19 protein-coding genes are annotated in these 18,075 nt (G+C 47.6%); all 19 read left to right on the forward strand.

Annotated features, from left to right (window positions below; all coding sequences use genetic code 11):
- Positions 1-28 precede the first annotated feature (28 nt).
- On the forward strand, positions 29-982 hold the full coding sequence (paaA, locus tag HWX64_RS01680; protein WP_175986727.1) for a 1,2-phenylacetyl-CoA epoxidase subunit PaaA: 954 nt from the start codon (positions 29-31) through the stop codon (positions 980-982).
- 15 nt (positions 983-997) lie between these two features.
- Positions 998-1,354, forward strand: coding sequence for a 1,2-phenylacetyl-CoA epoxidase subunit PaaB (gene paaB / locus HWX64_RS01685; RefSeq protein WP_175989585.1), 357 nt, complete (start codon positions 998-1,000; stop codon positions 1,352-1,354).
- A complete protein-coding gene (gene paaC, locus HWX64_RS01690; RefSeq protein WP_175986728.1) occupies positions 1,351-2,169 on the forward strand; it encodes a 1,2-phenylacetyl-CoA epoxidase subunit PaaC in 819 nt (272 codons plus the stop codon). Before paaB ends, paaC begins: the two co-directional genes overlap by 4 nt.
- A 14-nt stretch (positions 2,170-2,183) precedes the next feature.
- Positions 2,184-2,663 (forward strand): 1,2-phenylacetyl-CoA epoxidase subunit PaaD, encoded by a 480-nt coding sequence (gene paaD, locus HWX64_RS01695; protein WP_175986730.1) that lies wholly within the window; start codon positions 2,184-2,186, stop codon positions 2,661-2,663.
- Positions 2,664-3,018: 355 nt separating this feature from the next.
- Positions 3,019-3,327, forward strand: a complete 309-nt coding sequence (locus HWX64_RS01700; protein WP_172248888.1) for an EthD family reductase — start codon at positions 3,019-3,021, stop codon at positions 3,325-3,327.
- Complete coding sequence (locus HWX64_RS01705) at positions 3,320-4,096, forward strand: enoyl-CoA hydratase/isomerase family protein (RefSeq protein WP_175986732.1); 777 nt, start codon at positions 3,320-3,322, stop codon at positions 4,094-4,096. Before HWX64_RS01700 ends, HWX64_RS01705 begins: the two co-directional genes overlap by 8 nt.
- 12 nt (positions 4,097-4,108) lie before the next feature.
- The gene (locus tag HWX64_RS01710; protein WP_175986733.1) at positions 4,109-4,882 is read left to right on the forward strand and encodes an enoyl-CoA hydratase-related protein; all 774 of its coding nucleotides are present in this window, start codon (positions 4,109-4,111) and stop codon (positions 4,880-4,882) included.
- 106 nt (positions 4,883-4,988) lie between these two features.
- Positions 4,989-6,506: an aldehyde dehydrogenase gene (locus HWX64_RS01715; protein WP_175986735.1), complete on the forward strand. Its 1,518-nt coding sequence runs from the start codon at positions 4,989-4,991 to the stop codon at positions 6,504-6,506.
- 69 nt (positions 6,507-6,575) lie between these two features.
- Positions 6,576-7,451: a 3-hydroxyacyl-CoA dehydrogenase gene (locus tag HWX64_RS01720; protein WP_175986737.1), complete on the forward strand. Its 876-nt coding sequence runs from the start codon at positions 6,576-6,578 to the stop codon at positions 7,449-7,451.
- Positions 7,448-8,650: an acetyl-CoA C-acyltransferase gene (locus HWX64_RS01725; protein ID WP_175986738.1), complete on the forward strand. Its 1,203-nt coding sequence runs from the start codon at positions 7,448-7,450 to the stop codon at positions 8,648-8,650. The genes HWX64_RS01720 and HWX64_RS01725 overlap by 4 nt, the downstream gene beginning before the upstream one ends.
- Positions 8,651-8,880: 230 nt before the next feature.
- Complete coding sequence (paaX, locus tag HWX64_RS01730) at positions 8,881-9,756, forward strand: phenylacetic acid degradation operon negative regulatory protein PaaX (protein WP_175986740.1); 876 nt, start codon at positions 8,881-8,883, stop codon at positions 9,754-9,756.
- Between the two features lie 166 nt (positions 9,757-9,922).
- On the forward strand, positions 9,923-10,876 hold the full coding sequence (locus tag HWX64_RS01735) for a nitronate monooxygenase family protein (RefSeq protein WP_175986742.1): 954 nt from the start codon (positions 9,923-9,925) through the stop codon (positions 10,874-10,876).
- 513 nt (positions 10,877-11,389) lie between these two features.
- Positions 11,390-12,385 (forward strand): ABC transporter substrate-binding protein, encoded by a 996-nt coding sequence (locus HWX64_RS01740; RefSeq protein WP_175986744.1) that lies wholly within the window; start codon positions 11,390-11,392, stop codon positions 12,383-12,385.
- A gap of 16 nt (positions 12,386-12,401) precedes the next feature.
- Entirely contained in the window at positions 12,402-13,430 is a 1,029-nt protein-coding gene (locus HWX64_RS01745) for an ABC transporter permease (RefSeq protein ID WP_175986745.1), read from the forward strand.
- On the forward strand, positions 13,405-14,199 hold the full coding sequence (locus HWX64_RS01750) for an ABC transporter ATP-binding protein (protein ID WP_175986747.1): 795 nt from the start codon (positions 13,405-13,407) through the stop codon (positions 14,197-14,199). Before HWX64_RS01745 ends, HWX64_RS01750 begins: the two co-directional genes overlap by 26 nt.
- A 187-nt stretch (positions 14,200-14,386) precedes the next feature.
- The gene (locus tag HWX64_RS01755) at positions 14,387-14,782 is read left to right on the forward strand and encodes a thioesterase family protein (protein WP_175986749.1); all 396 of its coding nucleotides are present in this window, start codon (positions 14,387-14,389) and stop codon (positions 14,780-14,782) included.
- Between the two features lie 50 nt (positions 14,783-14,832).
- Positions 14,833-15,939, forward strand: a complete 1,107-nt coding sequence (locus HWX64_RS01760) for a Glu/Leu/Phe/Val dehydrogenase (protein ID WP_175986750.1) — start codon at positions 14,833-14,835, stop codon at positions 15,937-15,939.
- Between the two features lie 73 nt (positions 15,940-16,012).
- Entirely contained in the window at positions 16,013-17,083 is a 1,071-nt protein-coding gene (gene pdhA, locus HWX64_RS01765) for a pyruvate dehydrogenase (acetyl-transferring) E1 component subunit alpha (protein WP_175986752.1), read from the forward strand.
- Entirely contained in the window at positions 17,080-18,075 is a 996-nt protein-coding gene (locus HWX64_RS01770) for an alpha-ketoacid dehydrogenase subunit beta (RefSeq protein WP_175986753.1), read from the forward strand. Before pdhA ends, HWX64_RS01770 begins: the two co-directional genes overlap by 4 nt.

The following is an 18,075-nucleotide window of genomic DNA, read 5'->3' on the forward strand; positions in this document are numbered from 1 at the left end:
AAAACGGTGTGATAAAGGAGGCAGTGCAATGAGTCTGCAAATGACAGAAGAAGAACATATGGCACGCTTTATGAAAAAGATCGAAAACGATGAAAAGATCGAGGCTGATGACTGGATGCCTGATGAATACCGCAATGCACTGATCAAATTGATTTCGATGCACGGTATCAGTGAAATCATGGGAGCCCTTCCTGAGAAGGAATGGGTGCCGAAAGCCCCGTCCCTCCGCAGGAAACTCGGGATCATGGCCAAGGTCCAGGATGAAATGGGTCATGGCCAGCTCCTGCTCCGCGTGGCTGAAGATTTGATGAAGCCTTACGGAAAGACAAGGGAGCATATCATGAGGGACTTATTTTCAGGAGATTTGAAGTTTCATAATGTCTTCCACATGGAAGCTCCGACCTGGGGAGATGCAGGGCTGATCGGCTGGCTCGTCGATGGTGCCGCCATCATTTCTCAGACCAATATGCTGGGGGCTTCGTATGGTCCTTATGCACGTGCATTGAAGCGGATCTGTGCGGAAGAGGTCTTCCACGCACAGCATGGTGAAGCCATCATCATGGCACTTGCAGAAGGAACAGACGAGCAAAAGGCTCTTGTACAGGATGCGGTCAACCGCTGGTGGGAAGCACTTCTGATGTTTTTCGGACCGGCTGACGCAAAAACGACAGGCTCATCAAAACAGGATATCACCATTAAATATAAGATCAGAACGAAAACGAATGAACAGCTACGTCAGGACTTCTTCACCAAGTATGTGCCAAGGATGCTGTCCTTGGGGCTTACACTTCCTGACGAAACGATGTACTACGACGAAGAGAAGGAGCTGTGGATCTATAAGCAGCCTGACTGGAGCAGATTCAAAGAAATCATCCGCAATAATGGACCTAAATCGAAGGAACGCCTTCGCCTGCGGGAGTTATCCTATGACAACAATGCCTGGGTACGCGAGGCACTGAGTCCGAGCGGGAGAGTCAGTTAGAAGGGAATGAGGGAGATGTCTGACAAGGGGCAGAATTTTTATCAGGAATTTGAAGTGTTTAGCAAACGTTCAGACGGGGCCGCGATGCAGCATCAATTCAGTCTGCTTGCCCCGAATCATGAATTGGCGATGGTGATGGCGCAGGAGAATTTTATGAGAAGAGAACCGGTAGCCGACATATGGGTCGTCAAACGGTCGGATCTCAGAATGATGACGCCTGAAGAAAGGGAAAGTGTGAAACGTCTGGATAACAAGGATTACCGGAATGCGAAAGGCTACGGATACCTGAAGAAGAAGTGGCGGCAATATGAACAGGAAATGCTTGATGAGAAAGAGATCATGTCCTGGGGAGAGTTGGTGAAGAAGAAATGATCGTGAAAACTCCGGATGAAATCCCGAATAACGAATTTAAAGAGGCACTGCTGAATCTGCTTTATCAGCTGGCGGATGATGACTTCATCCTTGCGTACCGCGGCTCGGAGTGGCTGGGACTTGCCCCGCATATCGAGGAGGATGTCGCATTCTCATCCATTAATCAGGATACGATGGGCCATGCCGCGATGTATTATCAGCTGCTTGAAGAGCTTGGTGAAGGAAGCCAGGATTCACTGGCCCATGCCCGTCCATCAAATGAAAGAAGGAACGCGATTCTTTTGGAGGAAGTGAATGGACCGGGGGATTATTTGACAGAACCCCGCTATGATTGGGCGTTTGCCGTAGTGAGGCATTATTTTTACAGTGTGGCGAAAAAAGTGCGGATCGATTCACTGAAAAACTCTTCATATGAACCATTGCAACAGCTCGCCATCAAGATCAATACGGAATTATACTACCATCTGCTTCACTGGAAAACGTGGTTCCTGCAGCTTGTGAACGCCGGCGGGGAAGCGTCGGTGCGTATGGGCGAAGCGATGGAAAAGGTGCTCCATGAATTCCAGGGAGTCCTTACATTGGGACCGGCAGGAAAAGAAATGGCCGTCATGGGGCTGATCGAGGGCGAAGAAAATCTCAAAAAACGCTGGGAGATGGCCCTGCAGCCTGTCTTCCAATCTGCGAATCTCGCGTTTCCTCCGAAAACAGACATGAAAAAAGGCGATGGCCGCAAAGGCGAGCACACAGCCGACCTGGATCAAGCATTGTCCACTCTTAGCGAAGTGTATAACTCAGATCCTGCAGCAACCTGGTAAAGGGTGATCAGAAAATGACTGAAATGATTTGGAGTGCCCTTCACACAGTGAAGGATCCAGAAATCGATTCTATAAGTATCGTAGATTTGGGAATGGTGAATAGAATTATAGAGGAAGAGGGCCGGGTCACCATTGAATTGCTCCCTACCTTCATGGGCTGTCCGGCACTCGACATCATTAAATCGAACGTGGTGAAAGCCTGTAAGGATCAGCTGGGGACAGGGGCAGTAGATGTGAGATTCGTTTACAATCCGCCCTGGACTTCCAGCCGGTTAACGGAGAAAGGGCGCGAAAGCCTCAAGGAATTCGGCATCGCACCTCCGCCGAGGGACTTCACGGGAGAAGAAGACTGGCAGGTTCACTGCCCGTACTGTGATTCTCCCTACACCTCAATGGAGAACCTCTTCGGACCGACCGCATGCAGAAGCATCCTCTACTGCAAGCAATGCAAAAACCCGTTCGAGGCCATGAAACCTATTTCTACCATGATGTGAGTAGAAAAGCTTAGGCGGTTTTGCTTGTCCGGTTTCTAAGAGGATTCGTAAACTATAATGTTTAACCGAATCCAGCAGGTGATTGGAGTGGAAGGCGAAGACTCCTATCAGAAAAGCGGAAGGGCTTTGCTCAGAGGCGTGTGGCATAAGACGAATCGGCCACGAAGGCGGTTCTTTGCCTTCTTGGTCGGTTTGGCTTTTGACATGTGCCTCTAAGCCCTGCAGCTGGACAATTAACCCACCATAAAGAAAAGCCGAGGAGGCTCACGGGCTACCCGCGGAAAGCGAAGTCTTCCACGGAAATCAACTGCGGTATTCAAAGTCCAACAAAACCAATTTTAAGGAGAGATCAATAATGGTAAAACTAATCGCGTTATACAAACACCCTGAAAACAAGGAACAATTCGACGAGCACTACTTCAACACCCATGCCCCGATCACAGCAAAAATCCCGGGTCTGAAAGAAATGAAAGTTACCAGAATCACAGGTTCGCCAATGGGTGGGGAAGGCAAATACTACCTTATGTGCGAGATGTACTATGAAAGCCATGAAGCACTGAAAGCGGGACTCAAATCCGATGAAGGAAAAGCTTCCGGAAAGGATCTGATGGGCTTCGCTGCTGAACTGGTCACTCTCATGATTGGTGAAGAAGTGAATGAGTAAGCACGAATACATTGTGGTCAGCGAACGGGACGGGCTCGGATTCATCGAGCTGAACCGTCCCAAGGTGCTGAACGCCATCAATCGTCCCATGGTTTCAGAAATCGTGGAAGCTTTTGAGGAATTCGACCGGAATGAACATGTAAAAGTGATCATTTTGTCCGGGAAAGGAAGGGCCTTTGCCGCCGGAGCCGATATTGATGAAATGTCAGAAGACGGCGCCGTTGATCTTGAACTCCTTAATCAGTTCACTGAATGGGACCGCCTCGCATGGATCAAAAAGCCGATTATCGGCGCTGTTCAAGGCTTCGCACTTGGCGGAGGCTTCGAACTGGCATTGTGCTGTGACATGTTGTTTGCAGCAGAAGATGCAAGCTTCGGATTCCCTGAAGTGAATCTCGGAGTCATGCCGGGCGCAGGCGGGACTCAGCGTTTGACAAAGCTGATTGGGAAATCAAGAGCAATGGAATGGCTCCTGTCAGGCGACCGTTTCACTGCAGCGCAGGCACTCGAATGGGGTGTCATCAACCGTGCGATCGCGCCGGAATTATTAATGGAAGAAACAGAGAAATTTGCGAAGAAGCTGGCATCAAAGCCGCCGCTCTCCATACGATTGATCAAAGAATCCGTCCATAAAGCGGTTGATTATTCTCTTTACGAAGGAATGCAATATGAACGGAAGAATTTCTATCTTCTTTTTGCCTCCGAAGATCAAAAAGAGGGCATGAAGGCGTTCGTCGAAAAACGCAAACCACATTTCAAAGGAAAGTAAGGAGGCTACATAATGTTCGAAACCATTAAATACGAAGTGAAAAACCATGTAGCCTGGATTACCCTGAACCGCCCGGATAAACTGAATGCGTTCATCCGCCAGCTCAATCTTGAAGTCGCGAAAGCAGTAAAAGAATCATCCCGGAATGAAGACGTCAGGGCCCTCGTCATTACCGGTGAAGGCCGTGCGTTCTGTTCTGGACAGGATTTGAGTGAAGTGGATGATTCGATGGATCACGGCGAAGTGTTAAGGAATAATTACGGGCCGATGGTGAAGGAAATTGAAGCCTGCGAGAAGCCTGTCATCGCGGCGGTGAACGGGGTGGCGGCAGGAGCAGGATTCTCCCTGGCGCTGGCATGTGACTTCAGGCTTGTATCAGAAAAGGCAAGCTTCGTTCAGGCATTCGTCCATGTCGGGTTGGTTCCTGATTCCGGCAACCTCTACTATTTAGCAAATCTAGTAGGCTATGCAAAAGCACTTGAACTCGCTGTTTTTGGAGAAAAAATCAAGGCAGATCAAGCTGAGAAGCTCGGATTGGTGACGAAACTGGTACCTGTTGACAGCTGGCAGGAAGAAACGGGAGCCTTTGCAGAAAGAATTGCTTCCATGCCGACGAAAGCCATCGGATTGATGAAGAGGCTTTTAAAAGGAAGCCATGATTTAACCTTTGATGAATACTTGGAAAAAGAAGCTTATGCCCAGCGGATCGCGGGTCAGACCGATGACCACCGTGAAGGCGTCACTGCATTCCTGGAAAAACGAAGACCATCTTTTCAAGGTAAATAGAATTGTGGAATTCAGGGAGGCCCACCGGCAACCCGCGGAAAGCGAAGTCTTGCACGGAAATCAATAGCGGCGTTTAACACAGAAAAACGAAAAAGGAGATGGGACTATGTCTACAGTAAAAGAACAAAGCTTTGAAGTACTCGAGATGAAAAGAGAGCATTATTCATTGGTGATCAACGGACAGCGTATGGAAAGTGAATCAGGGGACACGTTCACGACTTATAACCCTGCTACGGGTGAGCCGATCGCAACGGTTTCACTTGCCTCCGTCGAAGATGCAGAAAAAGCTGTTCTGGCTGCAAGGAATGCATTTGATCATGGGAAGTGGAAGAAGTTCCCGATCAACAAACGCTCCCGAGTGCTGAATAAGATCGCCGGTATCATGCGTTCACGCTTTAATGAACTGGTTTCACTTGAAATCATGGACAGCGGAAAATCATTATCTGCAGCCCAAGGCCAGGTTATGCAGGCAATCGAAGACTTTGAATTCTACGCGGGTGCAATTGTCGGACACCGCGGCACGGTGAACAATGTACCGGGACAATTCACGAATACGGCAGAGAAGGAGCCTGTCGGTGTTTGTGCTCAAATCATCCCTTGGAATTACCCATTGATGATGGCAGCTTGGAAGATTGCCCCTGCGATCGCAGCTGGATGCTCAGTGGTTGTAAAGCCGGCGACGCTCACTCCGCTCACAGCCATTGTACTTGGTGAAATCTGTATCGAAGCGGGAGTGCCTGAAGGTGTCGTCAATATCGTGCCGGGAGCCGGTTCTTCCGTAGGAAACTATCTTGTGGAGCACGAAAAAGTAGACAAAGTGGCATTCACAGGATCGACGCCGATCGGTAAAAATATCATGGAAAAAGCTTCTCAAACATTGAAACGCGTGACTTTGGAACTTGGAGGCAAATCTCCGAACATTGTATTTGATGATGCTGATGTAGATGCTGCGGTAGATGGTTCGCTGTTTGGAATCTTCTATAATACAGGGCAGTCCTGTGAAGCACGCTCAAGACTTTATGTGCATGAAGATATCTATGATGAGTTCATGGAAAAATTCACAGCGAAAACGAAGAAGCTTTCGCTTGGCGATCCGCATGATAAAGGAACTCATATCGGTGCCATCATCAATCAGGGACAGGTGGATACGATACACAGCTATGTGGAGTCCGCCAAAGAGGATGGAGCCACGATCGTGACCGGAGGAAAGCCGGCGAAAGTGGAAGGCTTTGAAAAAGGATACTGGTATGAGCCGACAATCATTACAGATGTCAATCATGATATGAAGGCTGTAAAGGAAGAAATCTTCGGACCTGTTGTCGTTGTGATGAAATTCAAGGATGAAAAAGAAGTCATCAAGATGGCGAACGACAGCGAATACGGACTTGGCTCAGCTGTATGGACGCAGAACCACGGCCGTGCAACAAGAGTGTCAAAAGCGATTCAAGCCGGTATCGTCATGGTGAACTGTCCATTCTCGGCATTCCCGGGAACACCGTTCGGTGGCTACAAGCAGTCCGGTTTCGGCCGCGAACTATGTGTGGAAACACTGGACTTATACACAGAAACGAAGAGTATCATCTCATACTTTGGTAACCGTCCGCTGAATCCATTCGGCGTATAAACATAACAGCTTGATACAGGGGTTGTCCTTTTACGGGTCAACCCCTTATTGCTATAAGGAGGAATCGACATGACACAGCATATTGTTGTCGTAGGATCAGGAGTAATGGGAAGAGGGATCGCCTATGTAAGTGCAGTGGGGGGCTTCAGAACCACTTTGGTGGATATTAAACAGGAACAGCTCGATCATGCCAAAGAAGATATTCAGCGCATTTTTGAAAAAGGTGTGGAAAGAGGGAAGGTCACGAATCAGGAGTATATCGAAGCACGCGAACGCCTTTCGTATTCTGCTAATCTATCCATTACGGTCCGTGATGCGGATGTCGTCATCGAAGCTGTCCCGGAAAAAACTGATATCAAACGCGGTGTATTCGAAGTGCTGGATTCGCATGCTCCTGATTACTGCTATCTGGCAACCAACACTTCAACGATGAGTCCGACAGAAATCGGTTCTTTCACGAAACGTCCGGACAAAGTCATTGCGATGCATTTCTTCAACCCTGTACATAAAATGCCGCTGGTTGAAATCGTAAGAGGACTGGAAACAAGTGATGAAACGGCGGAAGTGATTGAACAGGTTGCCCGTTTAATGGGCAAGGATACAGTGGTCATCAATGAGTTCCCGGGATTTGTTACAAGCAGGATCAGCGCGCTGGTCGGAAACGAAGCCTTTTATATGCTGCAAGAAGGCCTCGGTAGCCCGGAAGAGATTGATAAAGCCATCAAGCTTGGTCTGAATTATCCTATGGGACCATTTGAACTGGGGGACCTGGTGGGGTTGGATACACGTCTGAACAACCTGAAATACCTCCATGAAAAGCTTGGGGAGAAATACCGTCCGGCCCCTCTATTGGAACAATACGTGAAAGCTGGAAGACTCGGCAGGAAGTCAGGCAAGGGTGTGTATGATTACTCAGAATCGAAAGAAAAGGAGAGCCGGCCATGAGGGAAGTTGTCATTGTTGATGCAGTGCGGACTCCGATCGGAAGGTATAAAGGAGCATTGAAGGATGTCCGGCCGGATGACCTGGGAGCACTTGTGATCAAGGCGCTGATTGATCGGAACACTGAAATGCCTGTTAACGCAATAGAAGAGGTCGTGTTCGGAAATGCGAATGGAGCGGGAGAGGATAACCGGAATGTAGCACGTATGTCCACCCTGCTCGCAGGCCTTCCAGTCGAAGTCGGTGCGACGACAATCAACCGGCTGTGCGGGTCGGGACTGGATGCGGTGAATTATGCCGCCCGTGCGATCCTTGCCGGGGAAGGAGATATCTTCATTGCAGGCGGGACGGAAAGCATGACGAGGGCTCCTTACGTCATGGCCAAACCCTCTAAAGACTTTCCAAGAGGCAATATGGAGATGTTCGATACAACCATTGGATGGCGCTTTGTCAATTCCCGCCTCAAGCAGAGATACGGGACGGACTCCATGCCCGAAACAGCTGAAAATGTAGCAAAGCAATATGAAATCACCAGGGAAGAACAGGACAGGTTTGCCTTCGAGAGCCAAATGAAAGCAAAACGTGCAATGGAAGGAGAACGTTTCAAGGAAGAAATCGTTCCTGTTGAAATCGCTGAGCGAAAAGGGAATGCAACCACCGTCACAGTCGATGAACATCCTCGTCCCCAAACAAGCATGGAAAAGCTCGGCAAGCTGTCGCCGCTATTTAATGAAGGAACGGTCACTGCAGGTAATGCGTCAGGCGTCAATGACGGGGCATCCGCTCTGTTGTTGATGAGCAGGGAGAAAGCAGATGAACTGGGCCTGAAACCCCTGGCACGCTATATCACCTCTGCGACTGCAGGGCTGGAACCTTCCGTCATGGGACTGGGGCCGATCTATGCGACACGAAAAGCACTGAAGCGCGCCGGCCTTTCGCTTGATCAAATCGGATTAGTGGAATTGAACGAAGCATTTGCCGCCCAATCGATCGCCTGCATGAGAGACCTTGGGCTGAACGATGATATCGTCAACGTCAATGGCGGAGCAATCGCCTTCGGTCATCCGCTTGGAGCAAGCGGAGCGAGGATCCTGACCACACTCGTGCATGAGATGAAGAAACGGGGTACCCGGTACGGCCTCTCGACGATGTGTATCGGTGTGGGGCAGGGGATCGCGACGCTGGTAGAAAATATAGATTAATAATGAAGAAAGAGGTGCTGGTAACGGGACCTCTTTCTGTGATGTCTTTTTTTTAAAAGATAGTTTAATAAGTGTGAGAGTGAGATAGTATCACAAATAAAAGTTGAGAGAAATTCAGGAATTATATTTAATTTCCTTATGAGTTTGTGATAATATATTTACCAAACGTAAAATGAACGTCACAAGAAAGTTTTTTCACAAAAGTGATTGTACATAAAGGAGAGGCATCAATGAATACCAGATCAATGATCTTTACCCTTTACGGGGATTACATACGCCATTATGGAAATAAAATATGGATCGGCAGTCTCATCCGTTTGCTGAATGAATTCGGCCACAACGACCAGGCCGTCCGGGCGGCGATTTCAAGGATGAATAAACAAGGCTGGGTAAAGGCGGAGAAGCAGGGGAATAAAAGCTATTACTCTTTGACCGAACCCGGCGTCGACCGCATGGAAGAAGCTGCGAACCGTATTTTCAAGCTCAAGCCTCAGGAGTGGGACGGAAAGTGGAGAGTCTTCATGTACAGCATCCCTGAAGAAATCCGCAGCATCCGCGATGAGCTTCGCAAGGAATTGGTATGGAGCGGCTTTGGCACGCTTTCGACCTCCACTTGGATTTCACCAAACAATTTGGAAAAACAGGTTCAATCCCTGATCAAGAAATATGACATCAAAGAATATGTCGATTTCTTTATTGCAGAATACCAAGGACCGAATGAAAATCAGCGACTGGTCGAAAAGAGCTGGGACTTGAAAGAAATCAATGAACGTTACCAGGAATTCATTGCTCATTACAGCCAGCAGTATATGATTGATAAGAACAAAATCAAGAAAGGCGACATGAGTGATGCTGAATGCTTTGTTGAGCGGACCAAGCTTGTACATGAGTACCGTAAATTCCTCTTCGTGGATCCCGGCCTTCCTGAAGAGCTTCTTCCTGAAAAGTGGCTCGGTGCACACGCAGCCTCCTTGTTTGCCGAATACTATAAAGAACTTGCGGAACCGGCATCCCGATTCTTCGAAAGTGTATTCGAAGACGGCAATGAATTAAAAAATAAAGACCGCAGTTATGATATCATGACCCATCCTTTACTGCTTGATTGAGAAAACCCCTGCTTAAAATGGCAGGGGTTTTTGACTGCTCCGAGAAGTCCTAACTCTGCTGGTCCCTGAAAAATAATCTCATTAACGTTTTCCTGCCATAATGTTAAATAGCACTTGTCTAAATTTTCTTGAAAGTATAACATGAATTTAACGGAGGGGGATTTTAATGAATAACTTAACGGAGATTCTCAAAATTAAATATCCTATTCTTCAAGGGGGAATGGGGAACATCAGCAATGCTCCTCTGACGGCTGCCGTATCAGAAGCGGGTGCGCTGGGCACCATTGGGGCAGGGACAATGAGCGTAGAGGAAGTAGAAAATATAATCATAGAGACGAAGAATCGTACAGCAAAACCTTTTGCATTAAATATTCCAATCGCCATCACACCTCATTTACAAGACATAGTCCGCCTGGTGGTTAAACATAAGGTGCCAGCCGTATCCTTATCGGCGGGAAATCCAACGCCGCTCATTCCATATTTCCATGAACATGGTGTGAAAGTAATCTGTGTGGTCGCTTCCAAAAAACAAGCGATGAAAGCGGAAGAAGCAGGGGCCGATGTTATTGTCGGAGAAGGATATGAAGCAGCGGGGATCAATTCCAATCTGGAAACTACGACTCTCGCACTCATTCCGCAGCTTATTGATGCAGTGAGCATTCCCGTGGTCGCTGCAGGAGGTATCGGTGACGGAAGGGGACTTGCAAGCATGCTCGCCCTCGGTGCAAGCGGGGTGCAGATGGGGACCCGTCTCATCGCTACGCAGGAAGCACCATTTCATGAAAACTACAAAACTGCACTATTAAATGCTCAGGATGACAGCACGGTGATTGTCGGCCGCTCAGTCGGCAAGGTAAGAAGGGTCATGAAAACACCTTACTCAGCCGATTTGATCCGTAAAGAAAAGGAAGGCGTTCCGGCTGAGGAGTTCGGACTGCTAACTTCGGAAGACTATCATAGAGTCGGTGCACTCGAAGGAAAGCTCGATCAGGGATTTATCAACGGCGGCCAGGTTTCTGGATTGGTTTCGGATATTCCGACAGTGAAAGAGCTTTTTGAGAAAATGATGAGTGATTCAGAGAACATTTTTGGGAGATTGGCGAAGAACAGGATGAAATGATAGAGAGGAGGCATGTTCCTTTTATGGGGGCGTGCTTTTTTGGTTTGAACTCTAGGTTATCGACTGTTTATTGGTTTTATCGATCGTTTTTTTGATATATCGGCCAAAAGTAATTTTTATCGGCCATTATATTATTTTATCCGTCCAAAATTTCAATATATCGACCATTCATCACAAAACGACAAATTTCGCGCTCCCGCCAAATAAACACCACCTCCCCTCATGGAATCCCCGATCTTACAAAGATACCGATTATTCAACATCTAATGCTTCCATACCTCTATATAAATTCAGATTTCACTCCAAAAAAACAGTAAAAACAACTAGATATTCCTACCCAAACCGTCTATACTAATATTAATTTTTAAATTTTCGGAATATTATTGACTATTTTGTGACGGTGATGATACTATAACGTTGTATTAACGATGGCTATGATTTTTATCACAAAGGTGGATTCTGTAGTCTATAAGACTATTGATCATATTTAAGAAGAGAAAAAGGGGGATTTCAATGAAGAAGAAGAGTTTGTTACTCGGTGTCATCACGATGCTTCTAGGTATGCTGTTTTTAACTGGATGCGGCGGTGAAAAAAGTTCAGGAGACAAAGAATATGTAATCGGGGTCACCCAGATTGTTGAACACCCTTCTTTGGATGCGGCGTTCGAAGGCTTTAAGAAGGCTTTGGCTGAAAATGGCTTTAAGGAAGGCGAGAATGTTAAGTTTGATGTTCAATTAGCTCAAGGAGATCCAAGTAACTCTCAAACGATTGCCAAGAACCTTGTCGGTGACGGCGTCGATCTCATCTTTGCGAATTCAACCCCAAGTGCTCAGCACGCATTGAATGCAACGAAGGACATTCCGATTGTCTTTACCTCTGTTACGGATCCTGTAGGTGCTGAGTTAGTCAAATCATTCGATGAGCCTGGTGAGAATATCACAGGTACATCTGATAACCACCCTGAAGCGACTTCTAAAACCATTTTCTTTATGACAGATGAATTAGAAGCAAAAAATATCGGTATCATTTACAACTCTGGAGAGCAGAACTCTGTTGTACAAGCTGAAGAAGTGAAAAAGCTGGTCGAAGAAAAGGGAGCAAAGCTTGTTGAGGCTTCAGTTTCTACTTCCGCAGAAGTAAAGCAGGCTGCGGAGTCGCTGGTCGGCCGTGTCGATGCCATCTACATCCCGACGGATAATACAGTTGTATCCGCTCTTGAATCTGTTATTTCTGTAGCGAACGATAAGGATATTCCTTTATTCGTCGGAGAGCTTGATTCTATGAAAAAGGGTGCGGTAGCTGCCAGCGGATTCAGCTATGAGGACCTTGGATATGAAACGGGCTTGATGGCCGTGAAAATTTTAAAAGGCGAGAAAAAGCCTTCTGAAATCAATGTGGAGTATCCGAAGAACTTCAAGCTTATGTTCAATAAAGCAGCAGCAGAAGCTCAAGGCGTGGAAGTACAGGAAGCCTGGTCTGAAATGGGAGAGTTTTACGAAGCAAAATAAGAGAGGATGATGATTCGTGCCGACAGCAATATTCGCATCCTTTGAATCTGGAATCATTTACGCTATTATGGCCCTCGGAGTCTACTTGTCCTTTCGGATATTGGATTTTCCTGATTTAACAGTCGATGGCAGCTTCGTTACCGGAGCTGCTGTCGCTGCTACCATGATTGTCAGTGGCGTAAACCCGATCATCGCAACGATAACTGCGATCGTGATTGGATTTATAGCAGGATGTATAACAGGATTGCTTCACACATTTGGTAAAATCAATGCTTTATTATCAGGGATCTTGATGATGATTGCCCTCTACTCGATAAACCTCAGGATCATGGGGCGGTCGAATGTCCCTTTGCTGAGCCAGGAGACAACTTTTACTGGAGTAGAAAGTATGTGGGCTCCGCTCGGAATCGATGCAGCCCTTAATAAACTTTGGATGGCGGTCGGACTGGGTGAGCCCCTTCCAGGTACATGGAGTATATTGTTCATCATGATCATCATTACGCTGGCCATCAAATTTTTGACGGATGCATTTTTAAAAACAGAAATCGGTTTGGCTTTGCGTGCCACTGGGGACAATCAGCGGATGATCAGAAGTTTCTCTGCCAACACCAACTTAATGATCATATTGGGCCTTGGGATTTCCAATGGCATGGTGGCGCTGTCGGGTGCCCTGATTGCACAGTACAGCCGGTTTGCTGATGTCGGAATGGGGATCGGGATGATCATCATCGGTCTTGCTTCCGTCATCATCGGGGAAGCATTATTCGGTACAAAAACGATTGCCCGTACCACCCTCGCTGTCATAGGCGGGGCGATCATTTACCGTTTGGTCGTCAGCATGGCACTTCGTGTCGATTTCCTTGAAACAGGTGACATGAAGCTGATCACTGCAACAATCGTCATTCTGGCTCTGATCATGCCGAAAGTGATGGATCGTTACAAAGATAAAAAACGAAAAGCCCAAAGGATGGCTGAACGGCTAGGAAAGACATCGATTACAGAAGGAAAGGGTGATAACGGTGCTGCAATTAAATCGAATTCATAAAGTATTCAATGAAGGCACACCGGATGAAAAAATCGCCCTGGACGATATTCAGCTGACCATGAAACCAGGTGATTTTGTCACTGTCATCGGCAGTAATGGAGCCGGTAAATCGACTTTGATGAACATCGTTTCAGGGGTTCTGTTACCAGATGTAGGAAATGTGTTCATTGACGGCCATGAGGTTTCAAGGGTATCTGAATATAAACGTTCCAAGCTGATCGGCCGTGTATTCCAGGACCCGATGGCAGGAACGGCCCCTTCCATGACAATCGAGGAAAACCTGGCGATGGCGTATTCGAGAAACCGGACACGAACCTTCCGATTGGGTGTGACGAAGAAGAGAAAAGAGTTTTTCAGAGAGGTATTGGAATCCTTGCATTTAGGATTGGAAAATCGTCTGAATGCAAAAGTGGGACTATTATCCGGAGGGGAAAGACAGGCGCTTTCCTTATTGATGGCGACTTTCACCGAGCCCTCGATCCTGCTGCTCGATGAACACACCGCAGCCCTTGATCCAGCCCGCGCCGATCTGATTACGAACCTGACAAAGGAAATTGTGGAGAAATATCATCTTACCACTCTAATGGTTACCCACAATATGCAGCAGGCACTCGATCTCGGCAACAGGCTGATCATGATGGACAAAGGACAGATCATCCTCGAAGTCAATGAAGACGAAAAGAAACACCTGACCGTTGAAGGTCTCCTTAATGAATTTCAACGAATCCGCGGCAGCAAACTCGCAAGCGACCGCGCTCTATTATCCTAAAAAAGTAACGGGACTCTGTCCCGTTACTTTTTTACGTTAAAGCACCGAGGGACGGGCCTTCAAGCAGGCTTTTGGAGTTTTTAAAATTTTAACAATATATTGACTATTTATAATACTGAATGTTATTATATCGTTAAATTAACGTTATATGAATATGTATAATGCGTTGGTTTAAAGGGGGAAAGCAATGAAGTCCGGATTAGCTGAAGGGCATACCGCCACGGTCATGACGGAGGTGACCCCTGACATGCATGCCCAGTTCGAGGGAAGCGTCGTCCATCCCGTTTACTCAACCGTTTCGATGGTCTATCACATGGAATGGGCATCAAGAAAGATCATCCTTCCTTACCTGGAGGAAGACGAAGAAGGCATGGGGGCAAAAGTGACAGCAGAGCACATGGCACCTGCACGCACCGGTTCCAGTCTTGAAATTAAAGCAACCGTCATAAAATATGAAAGAAACATCATTTTGACCGAAGTGACCGTAAGAGATTTCAAGAATGATAGAATCATCGGAAAGGGAGAGGTCAAACAGGTTGTCCTGCCCAAAGAGATAATTAGAGAGAGAATAAAAAGTATATAGTATTTGCGTTCTAATCTGAAAGCGTTTACAAAATGTCTGGGGGAAGAAGAATGGATATGTTTGAACAAATCAAAAACCACGAACAAGTTGTTTTTTGTAATGATGAAGATACAGGACTCAAAGCCATAATTGCCATACATAATACGACACTGGGCCCTGCTCTTGGCGGCTGCCGTATGCGGCCGTATGCATCAGTGGACGAAGCACTGAACGACGTACTGCGCCTGTCAAAAGGGATGACGTATAAGTGCGCTGCAGCGGATGTTGACTTTGGAGGAGGTAAGGCCGTTATCATCGGCGATCCCGCGAAGGATAAACACCCGGAGTTGTTCCGTGCTTTCGGTCAATTTGTGGAATCTCTGAACGGCCGCTTTTATACCGGGACAGACATGGGGACAGAACCTGAGGATTTTGTTTATGCCCTTAAAGAGACAAATTGCATTGTCGGTGTAGATGAAGTTTACGGTGGCAGCGGAGACTCTTCGATTCCGACTGCGATGGGTGTCATTTACGGTCTTCAGGCCACGAACCAGACCGTATGGGGATCAAGGGACCTGCATGGGAAGAGTTATGCGATCCAGGGACTTGGAAAAGTCGGCTACAAAGTGGCGGAACGCCTTCTTGATGAAGGAGCGGACCTGTATGTAACGGACATCAATCAAAGCTCCATCGATCAATTGGTATCAAAAGCAAAAAACATGGGGGCAGCCATCAAAGTCCTGTCCGGCGATGAAATATATTCTGCCGATGCCGATGTTTTCGTACCATGCGCAATCGGAGGCATCATCAATGATGAGACGATCGATCGATTAAAAGTAAAAGCAGTCGCGGGTTCTGCCAATAACCAGCTGCTGGATTTGTCTCACGGCTTGAAACTTCATGAAAAAGGAATCCTCTACGCACCTGATTACATCGTCAATGCCGGCGGATTGATCCAGGTAGCGGATGAATTATACGAACCGAATAAAGAGCGTGTCCTGCAAAAGACAAGTGCCATCTATAACACCCTTCAGAATATCTACCTTCAAGCAGAGAACCAGCAGATGACCACAATGGAAGCAGCGGACCGGTTCTGCGAAGACCGCATCCATTCCCGCTCAAGACGCAACAGCTTCTTCTCACACATGAAACGCCCGAAATGGGCGGTAAGGCAATAATAAAAGCGGAGGCGGCTTGCCGCCAGAGCTGGAACTCGAAAAAACAAAATAAACCACCACACGAGGTGATGAAATGATCGAGGATTTTCCAATAATCCAGGTAATGGACAATCAGGGAGAACTTATTCATAACGAGTTTGAAAACGAAATTTCAGAAGAAATGACCCGTCAGTTTTATCGGCATTTGATCAGGATCCGCACCTTTGACCGTAAAGCAGTCAGCCTTCAGCGGCAGGGCCGGATCGGCACATATGCCCCTTTCGAGGGACAGGAGGCGTCTCAGGTGGGGACCGCCCTTGCCCTGGGTGAAAAAGACTGGATGTTCCCGACTTACCGCGACCACGGTGCGACCATGACATTCGGCCATTCCTTGCTGAACATCCTTCTTTTTTGGAAAGGGAGGAATGAAGGGTGCGTACCTCCTGAAGGAAAGAATATCTTCACTCCGGGAATCCCGATTGCAACACAGCTCCCGCATGCAGTGGGGGCAGCTTATGCTGAAAAAAGAAAAGGTACAAAAAATGCCGCCATTGCTTACTTTGGAGACGGCGCCACATCAGAAGGCGATTTCCATGAAGGATTGAATCTCGCCAGTGTATGGGGAGCGCCGGTTGTCTTTTTCAATCAGAACAACCACTATGCCATATCCGTTCCGATGAGCAAACAAATGAAAACGAAAACCATTGCCCAAAAAGCACTGGCATATGATATTCCAGGTGTGAGGATAGACGGCAATGATATTTTTGCTGTGTATTTTGAAACAAAAAAAGCCCTTGAGCGTGCGAGAAACGGGGAGGGTCCAACCCTGATCGAGTCGGTTACATGGAGATATGGAGCACACACGACTGCCGATGATCCGACTAAATACCGGGATCAGCTTGAAAGCGATGCGAGACGCCGGGACAATGACCCGCTAGACAGGCTCGCAGCATTCATGGGGAAAAAAGGCTGGATCGATGAAGACTGGATGCAATCTGTTGAAAAGGAATGCGCAAAGGAAGTGGACCTGGCAGTAGAGGAACTGGAGGCATATCCTGCTGCAGACCCAAGTGTCATTTTTGATTATGTATTTGAGACCCCGACGTGGACGATCCGGGAACAAAAAGAAAAGCTCCTGAAAAGCTTAGGGGGAGTGAGCCGATGAGCACGTTAACCAAGACAAAGATGCTGACCATGGTCGGAGCCATCACGGATGGAATGAGAGTGATGCTGAAAGAACATGAGGATGTCCTGCTGATGGGGGAAGATATCGGCACCAACGGCGGTGTTTTCCGGGCGACTGACGGACTTCAGGCGGAATTCGGGGAAGACAGAGTCATGGACACCCCATTGAGTGAAGCAGGTTTTATCGGGGCAGCGATCGGGATGGCCGTGAACGGCTTCAGGCCGGTGGCGGAAATACAGTTCATGGGGTTCATTTATCCTGCCTATGAGCAGATCATCACCCATGCCACGCGCCTGCGATCGAGAACGCTTGGTCATTACACATGCCCGATCGTGATCAGGGCTCCATACGGCGCCGGGGTAAGGGCGCCTGAAATCCATTCTGACAGTACAGAAGCGATCTTCACCCATATGCCGGGGATCAAGGTGGTCTGCCCATCAAGCCCATATGATGCAAAAGGGCTCATGATCGCAGCCATAGAAGATGCCGATCCGGTTCTTTTCCTTGAGCCGATGAGGTGTTACCGTTCTTCCCGTGAAGAAGTACCGGAAGAGAAATATACGGTCGAAATCGGGAAAGGCAAGGTGGTGGAAGAAGGGGAAGACGTTACGATCATTGCCTGGGGTGCGATGGTCAAAGTGGCAGAAGAAGCTGCCGGGGAAGCAAGGGAGCAAGGTATATCCTGTGAAGTGCTTGACCTCCGAACGCTTTATCCGCTCGATAAGGATCTTATTTCAAGTTCCGTACAAAAGACCGGCAGAACCGTGGTGGTGCATGAAGCCCATGCAACCGGCGGCGTCGGGAATGATGTACTAGCGATTATCAATGATACCTCTTTCTTGTATCAGAAAGCACCGGTGGAACGTGTGACAGGGTTTGATACTCCTGTTCCGTATTTCGGGTTTGAAGATTTTTATCTGCCTGACCAAAAACGGGTCTTGGAGGCAGTGAAGAAAGTGGCAGAATACTAG

This window comes from Bacillus sp. Marseille-Q1617 (assembly GCF_903645295.1).
In the GTDB taxonomy this organism is placed as follows: Bacteria; Bacillota; Bacilli; order Bacillales; family Bacillaceae_B; genus Rossellomorea.